Genomic DNA, 22,489 nt, shown 5'->3' on the forward strand with positions numbered 1-22,489 from the left:
ATTAGATCGTCATTGCGAGGAAATTGCATAGCAATTGACGAAGCAATCTCAGGAGTTTATTATTACTTCATGAGATTGCCGTGTAGCCTACGGCTGCTCGCAATGACGACTCAATATTCGTGCGGGCAATGACGTAGCAAAACCTCACAACCCCAATAGATTTCTAGCAAAATCATGTTGGTTGAATATTTTTAAGTCCTCTATCTTCTCGCCTATACCGATAAAGTATAAGGGTAATTTAAATTTTTGTACTACTCCGACAATGACGCCCGCTTTAGCACTGCCGTCTAGTTTAGTCACGATAAGCCCCGTCAAATTAGTAGCATCATTAAAATGTTCTACTTGGTTATAAGTATTTTGTCCAGTAATAGCATCAATGACTAAAACGCTATGAGTGGGGGCATTCTCGTCTAGTTTTTTTATAACTTTTACAATCTTAGACAGTTCATCCATCAAATTTTTCTTATTATGAAGCCTACCTGCTGTATCAATAAAAAGTATATCGATATTTTGTTTTATCGATTCTTCCATCCCGCGATAAGCAACACTCGCAGGGTCAGCCGATTCTTCACCGGTAATAAGTAGTGCATTTGCTCTATCTGCCCAAGTACTTAGCTGATTTACGGCAGCTGCTCTAAAAGTATCGCAGGCTGCAACTGCTACTTTTTTCCCTTGTGCCGAGTACATTGCAGCAAGCTTACCTATAGTCGTGGTTTTACCTGCTCCGTTAACACCGCAAACTAAAATTACGTTTAATTTATTTTCACTTAAAGTAAAAGGAATTTCTGATTTTGATAGCTGCTGCTCTATTAATTTAGCAAGGGCTTCTTTTACTGTATCACTATCTATTTCTTTTTCAAATTTTACCTTTTTAAACTCTTCAATAATATTAGTTACTACCAAAACACTCATATCACTTGAGATAAGTAGCTCTTCTAGCTCTTTTAGAGTTTCTGCATCTAATTTTTTCTTGTAAAATATTTTGTCGATACCTTCCGATATTTTATTAGAAGTTTTAGATAAACTGTGTTTTAATTTACTAAATATCGAAATCATATTAGATAGTTTTTTGTTTTATGGGTGTTGGTGTTACGCCTGCGTGAGTATCAAATCGTCATTGCAAGGAAATTACGTAAGTAATTGACGAAGCAATCTCAGGAGTTTGTTGTTATTGCATGAGATTGCCACGCAGCCTATGGCTCGCAATGACGATTAGGTATCTACACAGATAAGCCATCTTGCAATGATGATTAAGGTACTTATCTCTTTTTCTTATTTTTGCTTTTGTTTTTATTTCCGTCAGTGGTTTTATTGAATCTACCTAAATTTTTAACAAATTTTTGTAGTCCGTTAAGTTCCGTTCCATATGTCCTAGTATATTCATGGACTATTTCTATATCTTGTCTATGAGAATCATCTATTACTACTACTTCCTGCATAAAATTATTAGCATCAAACGTAATTTTTACTATCTTCTGCTTTTCAACTTTTGGATTGAGCCAAGCTCTTTGAGACATAACTCTTTCAACATAATACCAGGTATTTTGGGAATATTCCGGTACTATAGTAGGCGTACCTATTAACCCTACGACTTCTGTTTTATTTAGTTTTTTAGACTCTAATTTTACAAGTGCCGAATCATCTATGGATTGCCCTCTATTTTCGATAGTTTTGCAGCCGCTTAAGGAAAAAAAGGCTAATATACTAAAAATGTATGTTATAAAAATTTTCATAAGTTTAATTTTATCTAGATTTTATTACAAGATTATAATATACTGCTTCACTAATTTGACAAATACTTTTTAATTTATATTTAGAGAGGCTAATAATGGCAGTTCCAAAGAAAAAAACATCAAAATCAAGACGTAACATGAGACGTTCACACTTAGCACTTGGCAAAGTTAACGTAATAGTTGATTCGCAAACCGGTGAATATAAGCTTCCTCATCACGTTTCTTTAGTCGACGGTACTTATAATAATCGTCCAGTAGTAACAAAGAAAATTAAAACTGAAGAAGAAGTAGCATAAAAGATTTATGACCTGTAAAATTATTGGTTGCGGCGGGTATCTTCCTTCAAAAATAGTTAGTAATGACGAGCTTGCAAAATTCGTAGATACTAACGATGAATGGATTAGAACAAGAACAGGTATTACGCAGCGTCATATAGCAGGTGATACAGAATATACTTCCCACCTTGCTTTAAAATCAGCTGAAAAAGCTATAGCAGATGCAGGGATATCGGTAAATGATATTGATTTAATTATTACATGTACTACTACTCCCGATAATAGCTTCCCTTCGGTTGCCTCTCAGCTTCAAGGTTATCTTGGTTTAACTAATATACCGTCTTTTGATTTACAAGCAGTATGTGCTGGCTTTGTTTATGGTTTACAAGTAGCAAATTCTCTTATCTCATCAGGTAAATATAAAACTATTTTGCTTATAGGAGCCGAGAAAATGACGTCGTTGTTAGATTGGAATGATAGGACTACTTGCGTTTTATTCGGTGATGGGGCCGGTAGCGTAATATTACAGCGTAGTAGTGATGATTCCGGTTTAATAGATAGTAATATCTTCTCAAGCGGGGCTGATTATGAAATATTATACACAAACGGTGGTGTAAGTATGAACGGTATTAGTGGCAAAATAGTTATGCAGGGGCAAAAATTATTTCGTCATGCAATAGAAAAAATGCAACAATCTATAAAAGATTTACTGCATGCTAATCAATTCAGTGTAAGCGATATTGATTATTTTATACCTCATCAAGCAAATATCCGTATTATAAATAAACTCGCTGAACTATTAAATATAGAAGAGCATAAAGTAGTGAAAATCGTAGACAAACATGCTAACTGCTCTGCTGCTTCTATTCCGCTTGCTTTGAGTACTCTCAAAGCATCAGGCAAAATAAAAAAAGGTGATATTCTACTATTTTCAGCTATCGGTGCAGGTCTTACTTGGGGCAGTGCATTCATTAGATGGTGAATATACTAGTTTTATTAGACATCTTCGGAAACTCTACTGCTAGAGGTAATTTGTACGTTGATCCTGTACTCGAATCCTCACGTACCTCTATGTACGCTGCGGTTCTGCGTGCCGTATCTCCTTCAAATTCCTCTCTATAAGCGAGTTTCTGAAGATGTCTATTTGAAAAATTGGCAACGCTACTTATTTGCCTATAATCCTCACATATTATATATACGCTGCGGTTGTAAGCTTCAAAATCGATTCCTCTTTTCCCCATTAAACTGCATCTATCTATTTATCCAAAGTATATACTTATATTGTAATGATATTTTTACCACATTTATACATGAGTAATTGCATTTTATAATATTTTAGCCTTTAAACTAATAAAATAATGATATATACTAACTCACATAGCTTTTGGTTAGTTTTATGACTAGCTAAAATGAATTCAATATTAATAAATTATAATCTCAAGGAGTTTAATTATGAAAACAAAAATTACATTAGCTTTTCTTGCATTATGTGTGCTTGCAGGGTGTAGTACAACAAAAAGAGCACCACAATTTGACGGTAATATGAACCAAGGTGAAGAGACTTCATTAATGAAAGATTTCGAGAAGCATGCAGGAAATGCAGTATGGTTTGCTTTTGATAGCTCTGCTTTATCACCAAAGGCTAAAGAAGAACTAGAGAGACAAGCTTGCTGGTTATCAAAGCATCCTGAAGTAAAAGTTACTGTTGAAGGACATTGCGATGAAAGAGGTACCAAAGAATATAACTTAGGTTTAGGTGAAAGAAGAGCAGCAGCAGCGAAAAAATTCTTAGCTCATAAAGGAATCGATCATAACAGATTAAATACAATCTCTTATGGTAAAGATAGACCTGCTATGATGGGTAATACTGAAGAAGCTTTTGCTTATAATCGTAGAGCTGTAACAGTTGTACACCACTAAAATTGCCGAATTTACTAATTATAGTATCCTAAAAGGTCGAGTTTACTACTCGGCTTTTTTTATTTAATGTTATTATTGCGAAAGCGTTGATGTGTGGATACCAAATCTTCATTGCAAGCCATAGGCTGTGTGGCAATCTCATGAAATCACAACAAACTCCTGAGATTGCTTCGTCAATTACTTTGTAATTTCCTCGCAATGACGAAAAAACTGAACCATATTGCCCTGTTTTTTAGGCGATACCTCAAAAATATAAAAATTTTACTAGACTTAATTGCATAATAATTATATAAATTTCAAATGAAAAGGGGCTGTAGCTCAGTTGGTTAGAGCACGCCGCTCATAACGGTGTGGTCGTAGGTTCAAGTCCTACCAGCCCCACCACACAAATTCTTATTTAAATTCGCATTAGCACTGAATTTATAATGATTAATCTAAAAACACTTTCTTGGTATCTTACTAAATTATATTCTAAGTGTTTTTTTATTATATTATTTCTTTTAATCGGGCTATTAATTATCTCAAATGTTTTTGATCTTTTACAAAAATTCAAAAATATTTATGTTCCTTTTAGTTTTTTTTGGAGACTTATCTTATATAAGATTCCTTATTTACTAGGTCAAGTATCTTCGTTAATTAGTTTTACCGCTATGTTATTTTTTCTTAGAAATCTAACAAAAAATAATGAATTAACGGCTATGTTATCTAGCGGTATTCATATTTGGCAAGTGCTTGTTATTCCATGTATTGTAACTTTAATGTTAGGTATAGTTTTTACGACTATATTGAATCCTATCAGTACTATAGGCTTACAAAAATATGAGTTATTAGAAGCAAAACTAACTAAAAAAGCCTTGAGTGAGGGGATAATATCTAAATCAGGCTTATTATTTTTTGAATCTTTAAATGATGAAACTCAAATTATCCAAACACAATTTATTAATGTTGCCGAGAAAAAATTAAATAATATTACAATTTTATTTGTTGATCATAATAATTCTTTTTTAAAGAGAATTGATGCATTATACGGTATTATTGAAAATAAAATGTTACATTTAAATAGAGTTAAGGTTTTCACAAAAGAGGAAACTAAGGCTTACAATAATTTAACTATGCAGACAAATTTATCAATTAATAGTTTAGTAAATAAATTTATTCGTCCTGAAATGGTTTCTATTTGGGCTTTACCTAAATTAATTAATGAATTATTAAATTCAGGTTTACCGGCTATTAATTATCAAATTTATTATTACAAGCAATTATTTAAGCCTATAATGATGATGGCAACCGTAATTTTAGCAAGTTGTTTTATTAGTCTTAAACAGCGTGATAATTCCCAAGAAAAAATACTGCTATTAGGTTTATTTTCAGGTTTTATAGCATATTCGTTATCAGAAATATTATTAAAAATACTTACTTATAATAATTTGTCTTTAATTGCTGCTATTTTATTACCTAGTATGCTAATATTTTTTATTAGTAACTTTATTATGTTACATTATAAAGAAATTTAATATAGACGAGGTTTAATTTGAAAAATTAGCATCGTCGCTTCTCATTGTTGATCATCACGTAGTATTATTCTACGCTGCGGTCAAAAATTCCGAGGCTTCTCGCTCTTTTCCAAATTAAACCTCGTCTATATTAATTTTATTTACTATGGGACTGTTTATTTTGTTAACAGTTCTATAGAAGTGTTTTTAGAATTTAGAGAGAAAAAATAAAATGATAATGAAATTTTTGGAAGGGTTTTCTTCCGGTATGGCAATAGATCTTGGTACGGCAAATACTATTGTCTATCAAAAAAATTGTGGAATTGTTCTAAGGGAACCTTCTGTTATTGCGTTAATAAAAAAAGACGGTGCTTTTGTGCCTTATGCTTATGGTAATGAAGCAAAAATGATGCTTGGGCGTACTCCTACGGATATTGAAGCAAAAAGACCTTTAAAAGATGGTGTTATTGCCGATTTTAAGGGTGCAGAGGAAATGATAAAGTATTTTATTAGAATGGTACATAATCGTCGCTCTTTTTTTGGGCCGACAATTGTTATTTGTGTGCCTTCCGGTTCTACGCCGGTTGAGCGTCGTGCTATCCAAGAAGCAGCAGAAAGTGCAGGGGGTAGGGATGTCTATTTAATTGAAGAACCTATGGCGGCAGCGATCGGAGCAGGGCTACCCGTAACGGAAGCAACCGGTTCGATGATTGTTGATATTGGAGGAGGCACTACCGAAGTTGCAGTTTTGTCACTAGGGGGCATAGTATATGCAAGGTCGGTAAGAGTCGGCGGTGATAAGATGGATGAAGCTATTATCTCATATATAAGAAGGCACTATAACCTATTGATAGGTGAGGCTACTGCCGAAAAGATAAAGCAAGAAATAGGTACGGCTTATGTAGATGAAAATGCTGAGCCGAGAAAGATGGAAATTAAAGGACGTGATTTAATTTACGGTATTCCTAAAGAAATGATATTGAACGAAAGACAAATTGCTGATAGTCTAATTGAACCGGTAAGTCAAATTGTTGAAGCGGTAAAAGTAGCCCTAGAAGCAACACCTCCTGAATTATCTTCAGATATAGTTGATAAGGGAATTGTTTTAACAGGCGGCGGCTCATTATTACGAAATCTTGATTTTGTTCTTAGTGAAGCCACTAAATTGCCAGTAATAGTTGCAGATGATGCACTCTCTTGTGTTGCACTTGGAACAGGAAAAGTACTTGAAGATTTTACAAAGCTAAAACATGTACTATTTAAACAGGATTAAAAATGGCAATACTTGCAAATAGAGTAAAAAATTCTTCAAATTCATTAGAATTAATAAGAATAATATCAAATACTCTTAAGCGTTTTTTTGTTATATTTGGGCTTGGATTGTCTGTATATTTATTTTTTAATACACCTAAAAAAATATCTAGTATATCACTTGAAGTAACCGGTAGTATAGTATCAACCGGTTTAGCAGTGTATGAAGATATATTTGAATATATAAATTCAATAACACAAAAATTTGTTTATTTTCAAGATTTAGAACGAAAAAATATAGAACTTAAACTTGAGATAGCAAGATTACAACATTTACAAAGTGAAGTAGAATTGGTAAGAGCCGAAAACATTGCATTAAAAGATTTGTTAACGATTGCTGAGGAAGAAGAATTTGAATATATTACTACTAAATTACTGAGTGTTTCCTTTAATCCCTTTTCTAGAACTGCTTTGATTTCTGCAGGTAAAAAGCAAGGCATTGAACCTGATCAAATCGTTGTTAATTCAGGCAAATTAGTAGGAAAAGTAATAGAAGTGAGTAATAATTATGCTAAAGTAATGTTAATTAGCGATGTTAATTCTAGAATACCTATTAAAGCTAATTCTTCAAGAGAACAAGGTATTTTAGCAGGTAATAATAATAATAGTAAAATTTTATACTTGCCTAACAATCATTTAGTACAGAAAGATGAGGAGATAGTAACCTCTGGATACGGTAATATTTATCCTGCAGGTATTTTAGTGGGCTATGTGTCTAAAGTGACGGAACATGATGTTATGGTAAACGTAGCAGCTGATCTATCTAAAACGGAATTTGTACAAGTATTATTGCCTAAGGAGTAATTTCTGTTTTTTTGTACTCTATGTCATTACCGCGTAGGCATTGTTGCATGGACCGGTACAATCCCATGTGTGTCACCCCGTGGCTTGACCACGGGGGCCAAACAACAATAAAAAATACTAGTAACAAAGCTTTCCCGTGTAGGTGGGAATTCAGCAAAATAACTTCAATATTGCTACAGAAGTTATATATTTGATAAAATAACCATATAAAAACTTGTTTTTATATGGTTTTACTAGATTTTTGCCTACGCGGGAATGACATTGAGTAGGCTGTTCGATCCATGTAACAAGGCTGGTAATACTCGACACACTTTGTATATATCTATCCTTTATTTATTCAGAGGTTATTAATATGGCACTTGCTACTAAAGTAAAAGAATTTTTAGAAGAAAAATTAAAACAAGAAAAGATAGATCGTAAATATCTTGCCGAAGTCACTAATATCCCTTATACGACTATTAGCAGAATTATGAGAGCGGAAGCTAATCGTGAATTCAACCCTGAAATAGATACTATTTTAAAAATAGCAAAATATTTTAATTGTACTATGGATGAGGTAATAAAAAGAAAAGTACAGAATAATTCATAAAGCTTGATACAAGCGAATTTTGCATGACTCGCCTGTACTCACGTAGTTTACCTACTGCTTTCGCAGGCTCGCATTTAAATTCATCTTGTCTAAATCTTTCTGCAATATGCTGTACCTACGAAATAAAACATAAAATATGACAACAAAAAATAAAAGAGTTCTTCAGAAATTCGCTTATAGAGAGGAATTTAAAGGAGACATGGAACGTAGTACCGCAGCGACGTCTAAATTACCTCTAGAAGTAGAACTTTCGAGGAACTCTAAAGGACTGATTATAATTTTATCTTCCCCTTCAGGTACAGGTAAGTCGAGTTTAGCTAAAGCATTATTGAAAATAGATAATAATTTGCGTTTATCTATTTCTGCAACTACAAGAAAACCACGTTTAGGAGAAGTAGAGGGCATAAACTATTACTTTAAGACCGGTCTAGAGTTTGAAGAATTAGTTAAGCAGAATAAATTCCTTGAATATGCTAAAATATACGATAATTATTACGGTACGCCTAAAGAATATGTCGAAATGTTATTAAATCAAGGCTTGGATGTTTTGTTTGATATTGATTGGCAAGGAGCAAGGAGTATTAAGAAAAATGCTACTAATGTTGTTGCTATATTTGTATTGCCTCCTAATATTGAAGTATTGGAACAACGCTTAAGAAATAGAGCGACCGATAATGAAGAAGCAATAAAATTACGTATGCAGTCGGCACAAAACGAAATATCACATGCTAAAGAGTATGATTATGTAGTGACTAACGATGACTTTGACCGGACGCTTAAAAAAATACATGCGATTATAGTTGCAGAACGAGACAAAGCGTTTTGACTTTGTCGTTGTTTCTTTCTATACTGAGAATTAGAAGTTATGTTTCTAATTTTCATGGTACTAATTTCAATGCTTAGAAAACAATTCCTTTCATCAATAATAAAACATTTTAAAACTCATAAAGTTTGTGCCTTGTTAGGACCAAGGCAGTGCGGAAAAACTACACTTTCTAAACAATTCGTAGAAGCTTTTAATATTCCTAAAATCAATATTTTTGATCTTGAAAATCCTTTAGATTTAGCAAGATTAAATGAACCGATGCTTGCTTTGTCTGATCTAAAAGGATTTGTTATTATTGATGAAATTCAGTGCTTTATGGCGTCAGAATTACATTAAAACATTTTTAGAAAGAGATATACCAAATTTAGGTTTTACAATTCCGTATATGCAGTTACGTAGGTTTTGGTTAATGCTTTGCCATTATCACGCTAATATATTGAATGCTTCAGAACTTGGAAATTCTTTATCTATCTCATATCATACCACAAAGCATTATTTAGATATTTTAGAGGGAACTTTTATGATCCGTATTTTGCAGCCTTGGTATGAAAACCTTAAAAAAAGACAAGTTAAGACTCCAAAAATCTTTTTTAGAGATAGTGGAATATATCACGCTTTATTAGGCTTAAATAATTATGAAGCTTTAAGCACTCATCCTAAAATAGGTGCATCATGGGAAGGATTTGCCTTAGAACAAATTATTAGATATTATAAAGCCGAACCCGAAGAATGTTATTTTTGGTCATCTCATAATGGAGCGGAAATAGATCTTTTAATTTTTAAAAATGGAAAACGTTTGGGGTTTGAAATTAAATATACAAATACACCGAGCATTACAAAATCAATGCAAATATCTTTAGAAGATTTAAAACTTGATCAAATTAATGTAATATTTCCAGGTGAGATTAGCTTTAAATTGTCAGAAAAAATACAGGCAATAGGTCTTTTGAGCTTAATTCAAAATGATACAAAAGCTGCAACTATATAGTTACAGCTTTTAGAATGTTATATTATTTCACATCCGCATTTAGAAGTTTTACCGGCAAGTTTGATATCTTTGGAAGTATTATCCACACAATTACCTAAATCTTGATTATATTGGTGGATTTGACTACTCGCTTGTATAGCTTCTTTAAATATTGCGTTATGTTGTTGCTGTTGCTCTTCAAATTGTACTTTTGCAGCTTCTAAAGCTGCTTTTCTTTGTTCAGGAGTTAAATTTTTAAATTTAGACATATAATTACTAATTTAGTTAAATTCCTCTCGTTTTATTATTTGTAACTTTAATATTAGGAGTACGAGCAGGAGATAAACTCCTAGTATTAGTATCTTTTACTTGTGTTTGTCCTCTGATTTTATTAGCTAAAGATTTAGTTTTATCCACGTTAATTTTATTTATTACTTTGTTATGATGATCTATATCCTTTATAACGCCGTCTGTCTTAATTGCTTTATGCTGATTTTTTAGAACTACATATTTTTCATATGCATCTAAATATTTTTCTGGTTCTTTTTTATAACGCTCTTTAATATCACTTCCTAATTTCTTTATTTTATCTTTATTTATGTTGTGTTCTTTTTCATGTTTAATAATTTCTTGATCTAATATTTTTTTACTATTTTCAATCTTCTCTACATGTGCCTTATGTATTTTTAACATTTCTTGGTGAAATTCTAATTCTCCTTTTAATTCTTTAACTTTTTGGGGTGCTAAGCCTTTTTCTTGTAATTGTTGTGATAAATTCGTTATTGTTTTATTTAATTCATTTAATTCTGTATGTGCTTGTTTGTGTTCTTCAGTTATTTTTTTATGGTTTTTATGTAATAGTTTATACGCTTGATTTAGTTTAAATATTTCTTCATGAGTTAATATTTCACGATTTAACTCTTCATGATCAATAATGTTTTCCTTTTCTAGTTTATTTATTATCTTATCTAAACGTTTATTACTTTCTTCAATTCTTTTAGTATCTTTAGTAATATTTTTTATAAATTCATTATGCAAATTATTAAGTGCAGCAATTCTTTGTGCGATTTCTTTTTCTTTTTCGGCAAATTTTATTGCTCTTTGTGATTTTAGAAATTCTTCTTCTTGAACCCTAGCTTTCTCAATAGATTGTTCTACTTCATAGTTCTTGAGCTTAGTTTCAGCATGCTCTTTTAGATTGGATATGTCAAAACTCAAGCCATATGAAGCTGCTTCGCTTTGTAAAATACTCAATTCTCCTAGAATTATTTCTATTTGAGAGCGAGAATAAGAATTGTTAAGATGCTCTTTTAAATTATCGAATTTATATTTTAATGTAGCTGTTATATCAGACATACATGCTCATCATCTTTAATATTAACGCTAAGAAACGTTAACAAAAGTTAATAATTAAGTCAAGAAAATTTTAATAAAAATTAATCTTGTATTTCTAGCCATTGATTTAATAACTCGTCTAGTTGTTTTTTATCATTAATTAATTGGCTAGTAATGCGGTTATATTTTTGAGGATTATCTAAATATAGATTAACGTCTTCAAGTTCTTTTTCTAAGTGTTTGATGGATATTTCTAGCTTTTCAATATAGTTGGGCAATGTTTCAAGCAAACGCTGATATTTATAAGATAGCTTTTTATTTAGAGGTTCTTTTTGAGAAGTTAGTGGTAGTGGTTTTGAAGCTTTTTTGGCTATAGGAGAGGTAGTAAAATACTGCTTATAATCTTCATAACCTCCTGTTAAATCATGAATTTTACCTTGAGCGAAAACTAAAGTTCTAGTAACTAACCTATCTAAAAAGTCACGATCATGGCTCACGAATATTAAAGTACCTGAATAATCTGCAAGTATATCTAGTAAAATTTCTAGACTATCCATATCGAGGTCATTAGTCGGTTCATCTAAAATTAACAGATTGCCAGGGTTAATTAGAATTTTTGCAAGTAATAATCTATTAGCTTCACCGCCTGATAAAATAGCGGTTTTTGCATTAAGTAGTTTAGGATTAAACATGAATTGTTTTAAATAACCGGCAACATGCATGGTTTTACCGTTTGGCAAAAATACTTGATCACCACCTGTAGGACATAAAGTTTGTTGTAATGTATGATTAGGCTCTAGTTTTTCTCTATGTTGATCAAAATATGAAATATCTAAATTACCGCCATATATAATTTTGCCGCTTTCAGGGGTAAGCTGTTTTGTTAGTAGTTTGATAAAGGTAGATTTGCCTGAGCCATTTGCACCGATTATACCAATTTTTTCGCCTTTTTTTACACGCAAGCTAAAATTATCGATAATTTTAGTATTTTTATAACTAAAAGTAATATTATCTGCTTCAATAATGAATTTACTTTTAGCTATATTTTCGGCAAGCTCTACCCTAACTCTTTGTGTTGCACTAGCTAGTTTTGCAGTCTGTTCTTGTGTGATTGCTCTTAAAGCTTTCAAATCCGCAAGTCTCTTTTGATTCCTTTTACGTCTAGCAGTAACACCGGCATTTAACCATTCATTTTCTTGAGATAATTTTTTATTTAATTTCCGAAGAGCGGCTTCTTCTTGGTCTATGATAATTGTTTGCCATTCATCAAAAAATTTAAATCCTTTATCGGATTTACGTAAAATTCCTCTATCAAGCCACCAAATTTTATTAGTAACATTTGAGAGGAATGTTCTATCATGACTAACGCAAATAATAGCACCGTTATAAGATTTAACAAATTCTTCTAACCATTCGATTGTTGCAATATCTAGATGGTTAGTCGGTTCATCAAGTAGTAATATTTCTGGCTCTAATATTAAAGTTTTAGCAAGGCTTGCTCTTCTCAGTTGACCGCCTGAATAGGTGGATAAATTATCTGTTCCGTTGATTTGTAATTTTTCTAGAATTATATCGATTTGGTATTTATTTATTTCTTTTGTACTATCTGTTTGTTGTAAGACAAAATCATAAACAGTTAGATGAGTTTTTATAGAAATATCTTGTCTTAAATAACCGGTTGTAACTAAAGGATCTTGAAATAATTCACCGTTATCTAACTCATAATCACCTGATATGACTTTCATTAAGCTTGATTTCCCGCAGCCGTTACGTCCTATAAGACAAATCTTATCGCCTGTGTACAAATAAAGCTCTAAATCAGATAAAATTACTTTATCCGCAAAACTTAAGTTACCGTCTTTAATGTAATAAATTGGGGTCATAGTTGATTATTGGCTAGTTTTTATGTCATTCCTGCGAAAGCAGGAATCTAGAAAAATAACCTTAATATTGGTACAAAATTACATATTTGATAGAATAAACATATAAAAATAAGTTTTTATATGTTTTACTGGATTCCTGCTTTCGCAGGAATGACATTAGTTAAAGGTTGGTAGACGAAGTTTAATTTGGAAAAGCGCAAGGAGTCCACAAGACGAGGAGCGGAACGTATACTTAATACGTGAGTACCACAGTGCTTATAGGACTTTGTGCCAATTTTTCAAATTAAACGAGTATACTCTTAATCACTAAACTAGCATTAGTACCACCGAATCCGAACGAGTTGGAAAGCACGTAATCTATCTTAGTTTTCTTAGCTTTAAGTGCAACTAAATCTATATCCACCTCATCCATAGGGGTATCTAAGTTTAAGGTTGGCGGTGCAATCTGGTCTCTAATTGCAAGAGTTGAAAAGATAAACTCAACACTTCCTGCCGCACCAAGCAAATGTCCTATTGATGATTTAGTAGAAGACATTAACACTTTGGGATTCGCTTCTAAAAATAATTTTTGTACGGCTGTTAATTCTATTCCATCACCAAGTGTAGTAGAAGTACCGTGTGCATTAATATAATCAATCATATCGGGCGTGATAGTTGCATCTAGCATTGCGTCTCTCATCGCTCTATAAGCTCCTCTACCTTCAGGATGTGGAGCTGTCATATGATAGGCGTCACCTGTAGAGCCGTATCCTATAACTTCACCGTAAATTTTAGCCCCTCGATTTAAGGCATGCTCATATTCTTCTAAGACTACAACGCCTGCGCCTTCACCCATAACAAAGCCGTTGCGGTCTTTATCCCAAGGTCTTGAGGCTTTTTTAGGATTATCGTTATATTTAGTACATAATGCTCTAGCAGCAACGAAACCTGCAATTCCGACAGGTGTAACTGGAGCTTCCGCACCGCCTGCGATCATAACATCGGCATAGCCGTGCTTTATCATACGCATAGCATCGCCTATAGCATGTGCCCCTGTAGAGCAAGCTGTTACTGCCGCTTGGTTTGGACCGCTAAAACCGTATTTTATAGCAACAAGACCGGATAAAAGATTAATTAATGAAGCGGGGATAAAGAAAGGACTAACTTTGCCGTTATTTTCTTGATAAAGTTTGATAGAGGTATCTTCGATCATTTTAAGCCCGCCGATTCCTGAACCTAATATCAAGCCGGTTCTATCACGAGATTTTTCATCGTCAGGTAACCAGCCGCTATCTTCAACTGCTTCGGTTGCGGCTGCTACTCCGTAATGGATAAATTTATCCATTTTACTTAGTCTATTAATGTCATCTGCTTGTGTGAAATTTTCAAGTTTAAATCCATTTTTCTCAGAGTTATCTATAAGTCCGGCAATTTTACACGCAAGTTTAGAAGTGTCAAATTCTGTAATAGTTTTTATACCGCTTACTCCATCTACAATATTTTTCCAAGATGAGCTAACATTAAGCCCAACAGGAGTAACAAGTCCAAGCCCGGTAATAACTACTCTTTTATTTACTCTTTGATTCGACATTTTTAATTATATATTATGGATTTAATTTATACAGATTAAGATTGGCGTTCTTTGATATATTTTATAACATCGGATACGGTTTTAATTTTAGTGGCTTCATCATCAGGGATATCAATACCGTATTCAACTTCTATTGCCATCATTAACTCTACGGTATCAAGGCTATCGGCTTTCAAATCTTCTATAAATCTTGAATCCGTAGTTATTATCGATTTATCTTTATTTAGCTTTTCAGCAACCATTTCAATAACTTTCTGTTCGATCTTATCCGTTGTACTCATAATTTTGAACTCCATAAATCATTTAATTTTATATGCCGTATAATAGCGGTTATTCAGCTATTAGACTTTATTTTCACTGTATGAATATTTATTTAAAATATTCATCGCATTTTACCTTTAAAAGAACTTCTAGCACAAAAAATTATTTTATGCTAGCACAAAATAATCTTATTAATTTTTATACCATTAACATACCGCCGTTTACATGTATAGTTTGACCGGTAATATATGATGCCTGATCGCTTGCTAAAAATGCGACTGCGTTTGCCACGTCTTCCGGCATACCGTAAGTGCCTAGCGGAATTTTTTGTACTATAGCTTCTCTTTGTTTTTCATTTAGTTTATCGGTCATATCTGATTTAATAAATCCTGGAGCTACTGTGTTAACCGTAATTCCTCTGGTTGCAACTTCGTAAGAGAGTGATTTGGTCATACCTATTAAACCTGCTTTAGAAGCACAATAATTAGTCTGCCCGGGGTTACCTGAAATTCCTACTATTGAAGATATGTTAATAATACGTCCATACCTGTTTTGTATCATTTTTTTTATTGCTTCACGATTTAAAATAAAATTTGCTTTTAAATTAATATCAATAACTTTGTCAAAATCTTCATCTTTCATTCTAATTGCTAGCGTATCGCTAGTAATACCGGCATTACATACTAAAATATCTAATTTTGATGCTTTAGATATTAAATTGCTACATTCTTCCTTATCGGCAAGATTACATACTTCTATCGTATAATTATCTTTTACAACCTTTCCAAGGGATTTTAATTTTTCCTCATTACTGCCGCTAATAATTACATGGCTTCCGAGTTTGTGCAGTAACCTCGCTATAGCTCCGCCTATGCCTCCTGAAGCTCCCGTAATTAAGGAAGTTTTACCTGTTAAATCAATCATTTTCTGCCTCCGTTTGATCAAGATTTATATTAGTAATTTTTAACGATTTTTCACGTATTATTTTCTCAATTTCGTTGGAAATTTGTGGATGTTCTTTTAAATATTGTTTGACGTTTTCACGCCCTTGACCTATGCGTACGTTCTTGTAGGAAAACCAAGAGCCGGATTTCTCAACAATATCAAGCTTAACTCCAAGGTCGATTATCTCGCCTTCTTTTGAAATACCTGAACCGTACATTATATCAAAATCTGCAGTTTTAAATGGAGGAGATACTTTGTTTTTGACTACTTTTACTTTGGTTTGGCTGCCTATTACTTCTTCTTTATCTTTAATGGAGCCGATTCTTCTTATATCGATCCTAACAGAAGCATAGAATTTTAAGGCATTACCGCCTGTCGTAGTTTCAGGACTACCGAACATCACACCTATTTTCATTCTGATTTGATTGATGAAAACAGTAATACAATTGGTGCGATTAATTGATGCAGTAAGTTTACGCAAAGCCTGGCTCATTAACCTTGCTTGAGAAGCCATTTGAGCATCACCCATTTCGCCCTCAATCTCTGATTTCGGTACTAAAGCCGCAACACTATCTATTATTATCATATCAATACCGCTGGAGCGAATTAACGTATCGGCAATTTCTAGGGCTTGTTCACCTGTATCAGGCTGTGAAATAATAAGCTCATCAATATTTACGCCTAATTTTTTAGCATAAGCAGGGTCTAATGCATGCTCGGCATCAATAAAAGCACATGTACCACCCTTTTTTTGAGCTTCTGCAATTAAATGCAATGTTAGAGTGGTTTTACCTGAGCTTTCAGGACCAAAAATCTCGATGATTCTACCTTTGGGAACACCGCCGATTCCAAGAGCTATATCTAGACCAAGTGAGCCGGTCGATACGGCCTCTATATCAACATGCGGACGCTGCCCTAGTTTCATTACCGAACCTTTACCGTAGCTTTTTTCAATTTGTGCGAGTGCTGCGGCAATGGCTCTTTCCTTATCTGTATTTGACATAAATTTCCATATTATAAACTTACCAATTAAAATATAAGCTTGAGAAAGAAAAATCAAATTTTATTTATGTTATTGTGCTTGTAAGATTAAATCTTGACTTCCATACTAGGTGATGCTTAGATGTTAAATTTACTTGTGTTATGGTTAATTGATTTGGACTTGCTTACTATGTTACCAACTGAATTAACCTAGGACTATTAACAAAATAAATTTTAAAGCTAATTAAATTACTTGTTAACAGTCCCATAGTTCTCGAAAAATATAGATTTAGTAAAACCCTTATTAAATAACTTATCACATATGGTATCACAATTTCCGCAAACTGAATATATCGCTAAAGATAATTCATCATCTATATCTTATAAATTTAGATGGCATATTTTAATTATTTTAAGAATTTGCTTACTTTTTGTATCGATGGATGCTACAGTCTTGCATGCTGTTATGCCTACTATAATCCTTGATTTAAAACCATCTAATTTACAACAATTATGGATAGTCAATGCATATGTATTAGTATTATCAGGTCTTCTCATTACCGCAGGTACATTAGGAGATAGATTTGGTCGTAAAAGATTATTACTTTGGGGTTTTTAGTTTTTTCCATCGTTTCAATGTTAGTTTATGTATTTGATAGCTCATGGGGATTAGTACTATGTCGTGCTTTACTTGGGTTAGGAGGATCAGTGATGATGCCTTCCACTTTATAATACACATGAACGTATGATCGCAATATCCGTGTGGGGAATAATGGCAACCGTAGGAGCAGCTATAGGACCAGTACTAGGAGGAGTATTGGTTGAGCTTTTAAGTTGGCAATTTGCATTTTTTATAAATGCACCTATTGCATTAGTAATTATTGCTTTTGGTATAGTTTGGATTCCTGAATCATCTGATCCTAGTAATGAACCCATGGGATTGGATAGGAGTATTTCAATCGTTTTTTGGGATGACAGCTTTAGTTCAAGGCATTAAGATGTTGGCTAAATACGGTATTATGAATCTAGCATCCGGCGGAATGCTATTAATTGGCATTGTGTTACTAATAATATTTACCTTACACCAACTTAAAAGTGATGATCCGTTAGTAGATATGCGTTTATTCTTAATTAGCAATTTTATTATAGGAGTAATAGTTTATTTGCTGATTACATGTATCTTAGGATCCATAATGTATCTTATGTCCTTATGGTTACAGTTTATCAAAGGGTTAAGTCCTTTGTATGCAGGTATTTATATGTTGCCTGCAGCAGTTTTTGCTTTAATTGCATCTTTAGTTATGCCATATTTACTCACACGATTTATCGCACGTGTAATAATGTTTAGTGGGCTTTTACTACTATATCATTGATTTTACCTAGTATATTAGACTATAGAGATTTATTATCGAATACTATATTATATATCTTGGATTGCTTGGTATAGGCAGTAGTCTATGCCTCTCTACACCGTAACAGTTATGATGAATGCAGTACCGGTAGAGAGATCCGGAGGTGCAGCAGCATTACAAGAAACAGCATATGAATTAGGTAATGTATTAGGTATAGCTGTTATTGTGAGTATTACGTCTTTTATATATAGTAACAATCTAGTAATTCCTCACGGTGTTTCTGTATCAATGGCAGAAATAGCTCATGACTCAATCGGTGAAGGAATAATTATTGCTCAACAACTACTACCGTCATGTGCTCACGAATTAATTAAGGAGGTTAATATTACTTTTATAAATGTATTTAATATAGTAGGTATTATTCTAGGAATAATTATGCTAATATTGTCGGGTGTGATTATGTATGTTCTTCTTCCTTTTAAAGCATCTACCTCTCTACATTAATATGATGAAACTGGTATAGAAACCTTACCGTCTTTTGCTATTTTTGTACTATTTACCATAATGGTTAATAATGATCTTAGTGCTTATTTTTATAGTAGGTAGTTAATAAAATGAGATGATGATATTTTCAAGGCTATAAATCATTACTAAATATTTTTAATTCTGCTAAGCGTTGTTCTATTCTTTCGATATCGCTTTTTGTTATAGGTCTTTCTAGTAAATCTGCTATCTTGGCTCTTAGATTTTTTTATTTTCATTTAAAATAGATTCTATGATGAGTCTTGAGATAGTTTTAGTATTGTGGTCAGATATATTTGTTCCCGATTGATTAAACTTAAACTGCTCAGGTTTCAACCACTGAAGAGAAATAAACTCTTGGTGGTTGGGAGAGTAAGAAAACCATCAACGATAGCCATAATAGCCTTTAGGTTCTAAGCTTAAGCTTTAAACCTTGGACATAACTATTATAACCACGACCGTGAAGTCGAGGATTGCATCAGTTGTGTAAGGAAGGTTCTCACTTTTGGCAGAGGTTTCGACACCCCGAAATAGCACTGTGCTACTCTAAGCATCATTTTATATATAACTTTCAAAAAGTCAATTATGGTTTGTTATGGTACTAACAACGTTCTATACTTCTATACCTAAGGAGTTATATGGTGATGATACATCGGCTAATAACGGTATTTCGCAATTTTGATAGTCAATATCTGTGTAACTATGGTCAAATATCTCAAATGTTTTTCTAATGCTTTCTTTATATTCTTCAGACTGGGGATTTGCTGTTCGTATAATTGTTATTAAGCGTGCAAAGTTGTTGATAGTCTGAAAACTATCATCACCGCCAAGACTCTTACATATTTCATGCAATATTCCGCTTGAAGAATCTAAGTTTATTGCTATAGCGGATGGGGAATTTAATTTTACAATTTCATTATTTAAATTAGTTAGTGGTAGTATTGAGAATTCATATCCCTTAATAGATTTTGCTAGTTTTATAATATCATGTAAATTATTTATTTTTATAACTTCATCGAATATAACTGCATTCTTCTTAAAATTTTCATGTAGTAGTTCTACAAATTTTAATTCTTTATTCTGCATTACTAAATCTAAATTTTCATTTTTTATATTTCTTCCCTTATACCAATCCCATCCATATTTAATGCAATACCCTAAGATCGTACCTACAGCTAATGTTCCTAATGCTAATCCAGCTATATAAACACCGCTATATCCACCGTCATTTGTATCATCGTTAGGTCTTTCTGTAGTAGGGTCAGTGTAAGCTTTACCGAGTTGATCTAAAATATCTTTACCTATTTCTGTAGGAGAGACATTATCTAAAGAGAGACCTAAGTGATTTAGAGTATTTTTAAGAGTATTTATAAACGATTCACGAGGGATTAAAGTTTCTTTATAAGCGTTATAGTTTTGTAAAGCACTCATAGCTTCTTCTTTAGTGCATTCATTTAAACCTAAGAAATCAGCTCCGCTAGTTTCGGTAATATTGCCTTGAGAGAATATATAATCATTCGTTACTTTATAAAGTTGACTAAGAATACTAACCGTACCGTTTTGATGAGGTGTTACGGCTTGTTGTAAAAGTATATGAGGATTATTTTCAGCATCGATAAAAATATTATTTATTGGAATATTTAAACCATTGTTGCACTCTTGGTGTAGTATTGAAAAATCATTTGGGGACTCATTGAAAGATTGTTCAATGTTTTTCCAATTACACTGTGCATTATCCACTATATAACCTTTTTTAAAAGCTCCTTCAACAGTACTATATACTGATGAAAATATAGTATTGCTTAATTTATGAATGATGTGGCTTACATTACCCGGTAAACGGCTTACTATTTCATTGCTAAATATAGGCATAACGCATTTAAAATTTATATTTAATATAGATACCATAATGTTACTTCTTTAATTAATAAAACGTGGTTTCTAAAGTATGTTAATGTTTTTGTCAAGATAAAGTTAAAATAAATTAATATATGGAAAGATTTGAGAAAGATGATTGTTATGCTGTAATGTTTCGTTTTTTCGTCATTGTGAGGAGAGATAAAGCCTCGACGTGGCAATCATTTTGTACTAGACTTCTTGCATAACCTATCTTATAAAAGGAATTTACAGGAAACGGATGCGAGTACCGGATTGACGTACAAATTGATCTTTAGAAGGAGTTTATGCAAGAAATCTACTGTTTCATGAGGTTGCCACGCTCCTTACAGTCGCTCGCAATGATGATTTGGTGTCCATGCAATAATACCTTGCGGGGATGACATAGAACGAGCTATACAATATTACTTACCTATGCAGAAATTTTTAAAGATCTCGCCTAGTATTTCTTCTACGTTGATAACACCCGTAATTGCACCGATGCAGCGTGCTGTCATTCTAATATCTTCAGTTGCTAGAACTAAATCATTATCTAAGCTAAAAGCCATTAAATGTGAGAGAGCTTGTTGTAAATGGTTACGGTGACGCTGATTTGTTATATAAGGAGTTTCGGTAAATCCTGCCATATTTTCGGCAATATTTTCAATATTTTTTAATATACTTGAAAGAGCAATATTATTTTTTACTGAAACTCTTAAGCATTTATATTTATTTTCAATAGAAAAGATTTTACTAGCTTCGATTAAATCGATTTTATTAATTATTGTGATAGTATTTTCATCAATTAAATTAATAATATCTTCATTTATAGAGGAGTCTAATTTTTCGGCATCAAACATTATAATTTTAATATCTGCTGTTTTAGCTGAATTTATAGCTCGTTTTATACCTTCCTGCTCGATAATGTCACTACTTTCTTCTCTTATACCTGCTGTATCCTGTAAAATAATAGGATAGCCGCCAATGTCTAAATGTCCTTCAATTATATCTCTAGTAGTTCCTGCAATATTTGAGACAATCGCTATATCTCTCTGCATTAAGAAGTTTAGTAAGCTAGACTTACCAACGTTTGGCGGACCGATAATTGCAAGCTTAAGACCACTTCGTAGTAATTCTCCTTTTCTGTTATCATTAAGATATTCCGATATTGTATTTACAAGAATTGTATGAGTATTAGTAACTTCATTAAGGACGGTATCAGGTATATCTTCATCCGGGAAATCTATATAAGCTTCAAGCAGAGAGATAATTTTTAAAAGCTGACTACGCCAATTATTATATAATGCTTCAAGTTTGCCGCTTGCTTGTCTAATTGCTTGCTTATGCTGCATTATAGTTTCGGCATTAATTAAATCGGCTATCCCCTCTGCTGCTGTTAAATCAAATTTGTTATTTAAAAAAGCTCTTTTGGTAAACTCTCCTGCTTCTGCCAAACGAATACCAGCTATATTTAATAATGCATTTGTCAGCATTATAGATATAGCTTTACTGCCATGCGTGTGAATTTCAACTACGTCTTCCCCGGTAAAGCTACCAGGTGACTTAAAATAAACAACCATAACATTATCGATTAGCTCCTTAGTTTCAGGGACTGTAATTTGTTGATAATACATTAATCTCGATTTAAAGTCCTTTCTACCGGTAAGTAGCTGTAAAACTTCTAAACTTTTAGGACCAGAAATCCTAAAAACTGCTACGCCTGCTTTACCGAATGCAGAGCTTTGTGCAAATATCGTTTCCACTTATTTTCTATGCCTCTTGCTTAAGTTATTTTATATAATATAATAACAACAGAAATAATCATATTATTATTACTTAAGAAAATC

At 32.7% G+C, this 22,489-nt stretch carries 24 protein-coding genes, 1 tRNA gene and 1 pseudogene; 14 read left to right on the forward strand and 12 right to left on the reverse strand.

Translation table 11 applies throughout. From position 1 onward, the window contains the following. Positions 1–144: 144 nt before the first annotated feature. Entirely contained in the window at positions 145–1,056 is a 912-nt protein-coding gene (gene ftsY / locus GCO76_RS05875) for a signal recognition particle-docking protein FtsY (protein ID WP_410956530.1), read from the reverse strand. Positions 1,057–1,259: 203 nt separating this feature from the next. Beyond that, positions 1,260–1,733: an outer membrane protein assembly factor BamE gene (locus GCO76_RS05880; protein ID WP_103897508.1), complete on the reverse strand. Its 474-nt coding sequence runs from the start codon at positions 1,731–1,733 to the stop codon at positions 1,260–1,262. A 95-nt stretch (positions 1,734–1,828) separates the two neighbouring features. Here GCO76_RS05880 and rpmF point away from each other — a divergent pair, with 95 nt between their 5' ends. Next, the gene (gene rpmF / locus GCO76_RS05885) at positions 1,829–2,029 is read left to right on the forward strand and encodes a 50S ribosomal protein L32 (protein WP_014014787.1); all 201 of its coding nucleotides are present in this window, start codon (positions 1,829–1,831) and stop codon (positions 2,027–2,029) included. A 7-nt stretch (positions 2,030–2,036) separates the two neighbouring features. Further along, on the forward strand, positions 2,037–2,990 hold the full coding sequence (locus GCO76_RS05890; protein WP_410956531.1) for a beta-ketoacyl-ACP synthase III: 954 nt from the start codon (positions 2,037–2,039) through the stop codon (positions 2,988–2,990). On the opposite strand, the gene GCO76_RS05895 is transcribed toward GCO76_RS05890, so the two are convergent. Next, complete coding sequence (locus GCO76_RS05895; RefSeq protein ID WP_410956532.1) at positions 2,980–3,249, reverse strand: palindromic element RPE1 domain-containing protein; 270 nt, start codon at positions 3,247–3,249, stop codon at positions 2,980–2,982. The genes GCO76_RS05890 and GCO76_RS05895 overlap by 11 nt on opposite strands. A 211-nt stretch (positions 3,250–3,460) precedes the next feature. Here GCO76_RS05895 and pal point away from each other — a divergent pair, with 211 nt between their 5' ends. From pal to GCO76_RS05935, 8 genes and pseudogenes are all read left to right on the forward strand, one after another. After that, positions 3,461–3,928 (forward strand): peptidoglycan-associated lipoprotein Pal, encoded by a 468-nt coding sequence (pal, locus tag GCO76_RS05900; protein WP_103897511.1) that lies wholly within the window; start codon positions 3,461–3,463, stop codon positions 3,926–3,928. A 307-nt stretch (positions 3,929–4,235) separates the two neighbouring features. Then, positions 4,236–4,312 (forward strand) — tRNA-Ile (locus GCO76_RS05905). Between the two features lie 41 nt (positions 4,313–4,353). Further along, positions 4,354–5,442: an LptF/LptG family permease gene (locus tag GCO76_RS05910; protein WP_410956533.1), complete on the forward strand. Its 1,089-nt coding sequence runs from the start codon at positions 4,354–4,356 to the stop codon at positions 5,440–5,442. A 211-nt stretch (positions 5,443–5,653) separates the two neighbouring features. Then, positions 5,654–6,694, forward strand: coding sequence for a rod shape-determining protein (locus GCO76_RS05915; protein WP_410956534.1), 1,041 nt, complete (start codon positions 5,654–5,656; stop codon positions 6,692–6,694). 2 nt (positions 6,695–6,696) lie between these two features. Continuing rightward, positions 6,697–7,536, forward strand: coding sequence for a rod shape-determining protein MreC (gene mreC / locus GCO76_RS05920; RefSeq protein ID WP_014121088.1), 840 nt, complete (start codon positions 6,697–6,699; stop codon positions 7,534–7,536). A gap of 352 nt (positions 7,537–7,888) precedes the next feature. Further along, the gene (locus GCO76_RS05925) at positions 7,889–8,125 is read left to right on the forward strand and encodes a helix-turn-helix domain-containing protein (RefSeq protein ID WP_014014782.1); all 237 of its coding nucleotides are present in this window, start codon (positions 7,889–7,891) and stop codon (positions 8,123–8,125) included. 136 nt (positions 8,126–8,261) lie between these two features. After that, positions 8,262–8,951, forward strand: a complete 690-nt coding sequence (gmk, locus tag GCO76_RS05930) for a guanylate kinase (protein WP_103897515.1) — start codon at positions 8,262–8,264, stop codon at positions 8,949–8,951. 69 nt (positions 8,952–9,020) lie between these two features. Continuing rightward, positions 9,021–9,939, forward strand: a pseudogene (locus GCO76_RS05935) (ATP-binding protein). Positions 9,940–9,956: 17 nt separating this feature from the next. Here GCO76_RS05935 and GCO76_RS05940 read toward each other — a convergent pair. From GCO76_RS05940 to recA, 7 genes are all read right to left on the reverse strand, one after another. Further along, on the reverse strand, positions 9,957–10,187 hold the full coding sequence (locus GCO76_RS05940; RefSeq protein ID WP_410956535.1) for a hypothetical protein: 231 nt from the start codon (positions 10,185–10,187) through the stop codon (positions 9,957–9,959). Between the two features lie 16 nt (positions 10,188–10,203). Beyond that, positions 10,204–11,274 (reverse strand): actin-based motility regulator RoaM, encoded by a 1,071-nt coding sequence (gene roaM, locus GCO76_RS05945; RefSeq protein ID WP_410956536.1) that lies wholly within the window; start codon positions 11,272–11,274, stop codon positions 10,204–10,206. Between the two features lie 80 nt (positions 11,275–11,354). After that, positions 11,355–13,136 (reverse strand): ribosomal protection-like ABC-F family protein, encoded by a 1,782-nt coding sequence (gene abc-f / locus GCO76_RS05950; RefSeq protein ID WP_410956537.1) that lies wholly within the window; start codon positions 13,134–13,136, stop codon positions 11,355–11,357. A 283-nt stretch (positions 13,137–13,419) separates the two neighbouring features. Then, positions 13,420–14,706, reverse strand: coding sequence for a beta-ketoacyl-ACP synthase II (gene fabF / locus GCO76_RS05955; protein ID WP_410956538.1), 1,287 nt, complete (start codon positions 14,704–14,706; stop codon positions 13,420–13,422). Positions 14,707–14,741: 35 nt separating this feature from the next. Further along, a complete protein-coding gene (gene acpP, locus GCO76_RS05960; RefSeq protein WP_008579292.1) occupies positions 14,742–15,002 on the reverse strand; it encodes an acyl carrier protein in 261 nt (86 codons plus the stop codon). A gap of 163 nt (positions 15,003–15,165) precedes the next feature. Beyond that, positions 15,166–15,891, reverse strand: a complete 726-nt coding sequence (gene fabG / locus GCO76_RS05965) for a 3-oxoacyl-ACP reductase FabG (protein WP_014014776.1) — start codon at positions 15,889–15,891, stop codon at positions 15,166–15,168. Continuing rightward, complete coding sequence (recA, locus tag GCO76_RS05970; RefSeq protein WP_410956539.1) at positions 15,884–16,915, reverse strand: recombinase RecA; 1,032 nt, start codon at positions 16,913–16,915, stop codon at positions 15,884–15,886. The genes fabG and recA overlap by 8 nt, the downstream gene beginning before the upstream one ends. Positions 16,916–17,215: 300 nt before the next feature. On the opposite strand from recA, the gene GCO76_RS05975 reads away from it, so the two are divergent. From GCO76_RS05975 to GCO76_RS05990, 4 genes are all read left to right on the forward strand, one after another. Further along, on the forward strand, positions 17,216–17,512 hold the full coding sequence (locus GCO76_RS05975; protein WP_410956540.1) for an MFS transporter: 297 nt from the start codon (positions 17,216–17,218) through the stop codon (positions 17,510–17,512). Between the two features lie 153 nt (positions 17,513–17,665). Continuing rightward, positions 17,666–17,890: an MFS transporter gene (locus tag GCO76_RS05980; RefSeq protein WP_410524377.1), complete on the forward strand. Its 225-nt coding sequence runs from the start codon at positions 17,666–17,668 to the stop codon at positions 17,888–17,890. Then, on the forward strand, positions 17,865–18,266 hold the full coding sequence (locus GCO76_RS05985) for a hypothetical protein (protein ID WP_410956541.1): 402 nt from the start codon (positions 17,865–17,867) through the stop codon (positions 18,264–18,266). Before GCO76_RS05980 ends, GCO76_RS05985 begins: the two co-directional genes overlap by 26 nt. A gap of 84 nt (positions 18,267–18,350) precedes the next feature. Next, on the forward strand, positions 18,351–18,749 hold the full coding sequence (locus GCO76_RS05990; RefSeq protein WP_410956542.1) for a hypothetical protein: 399 nt from the start codon (positions 18,351–18,353) through the stop codon (positions 18,747–18,749). Positions 18,750–19,379: 630 nt separating this feature from the next. Here the strand turns inward: GCO76_RS05990 and GCO76_RS05995 are convergent. Both GCO76_RS05995 and mnmE read right to left on the reverse strand, forming a co-directional pair. After that, complete coding sequence (locus GCO76_RS05995) at positions 19,380–20,675, reverse strand: DUF5460 family protein (protein WP_410956543.1); 1,296 nt, start codon at positions 20,673–20,675, stop codon at positions 19,380–19,382. Between the two features lie 392 nt (positions 20,676–21,067). Then, positions 21,068–22,405: a tRNA uridine-5-carboxymethylaminomethyl(34) synthesis GTPase MnmE gene (gene mnmE / locus GCO76_RS06000; protein WP_410956544.1), complete on the reverse strand. Its 1,338-nt coding sequence runs from the start codon at positions 22,403–22,405 to the stop codon at positions 21,068–21,070. Positions 22,406–22,489: the final 84 nt, after the last annotated feature.

Origin of the sequence: Rickettsia koreansis (assembly GCF_046532895.1) — a bacterium.
GTDB lineage: Bacteria > Pseudomonadota > Alphaproteobacteria > Rickettsiales > Rickettsiaceae > Rickettsia > Rickettsia rickettsii.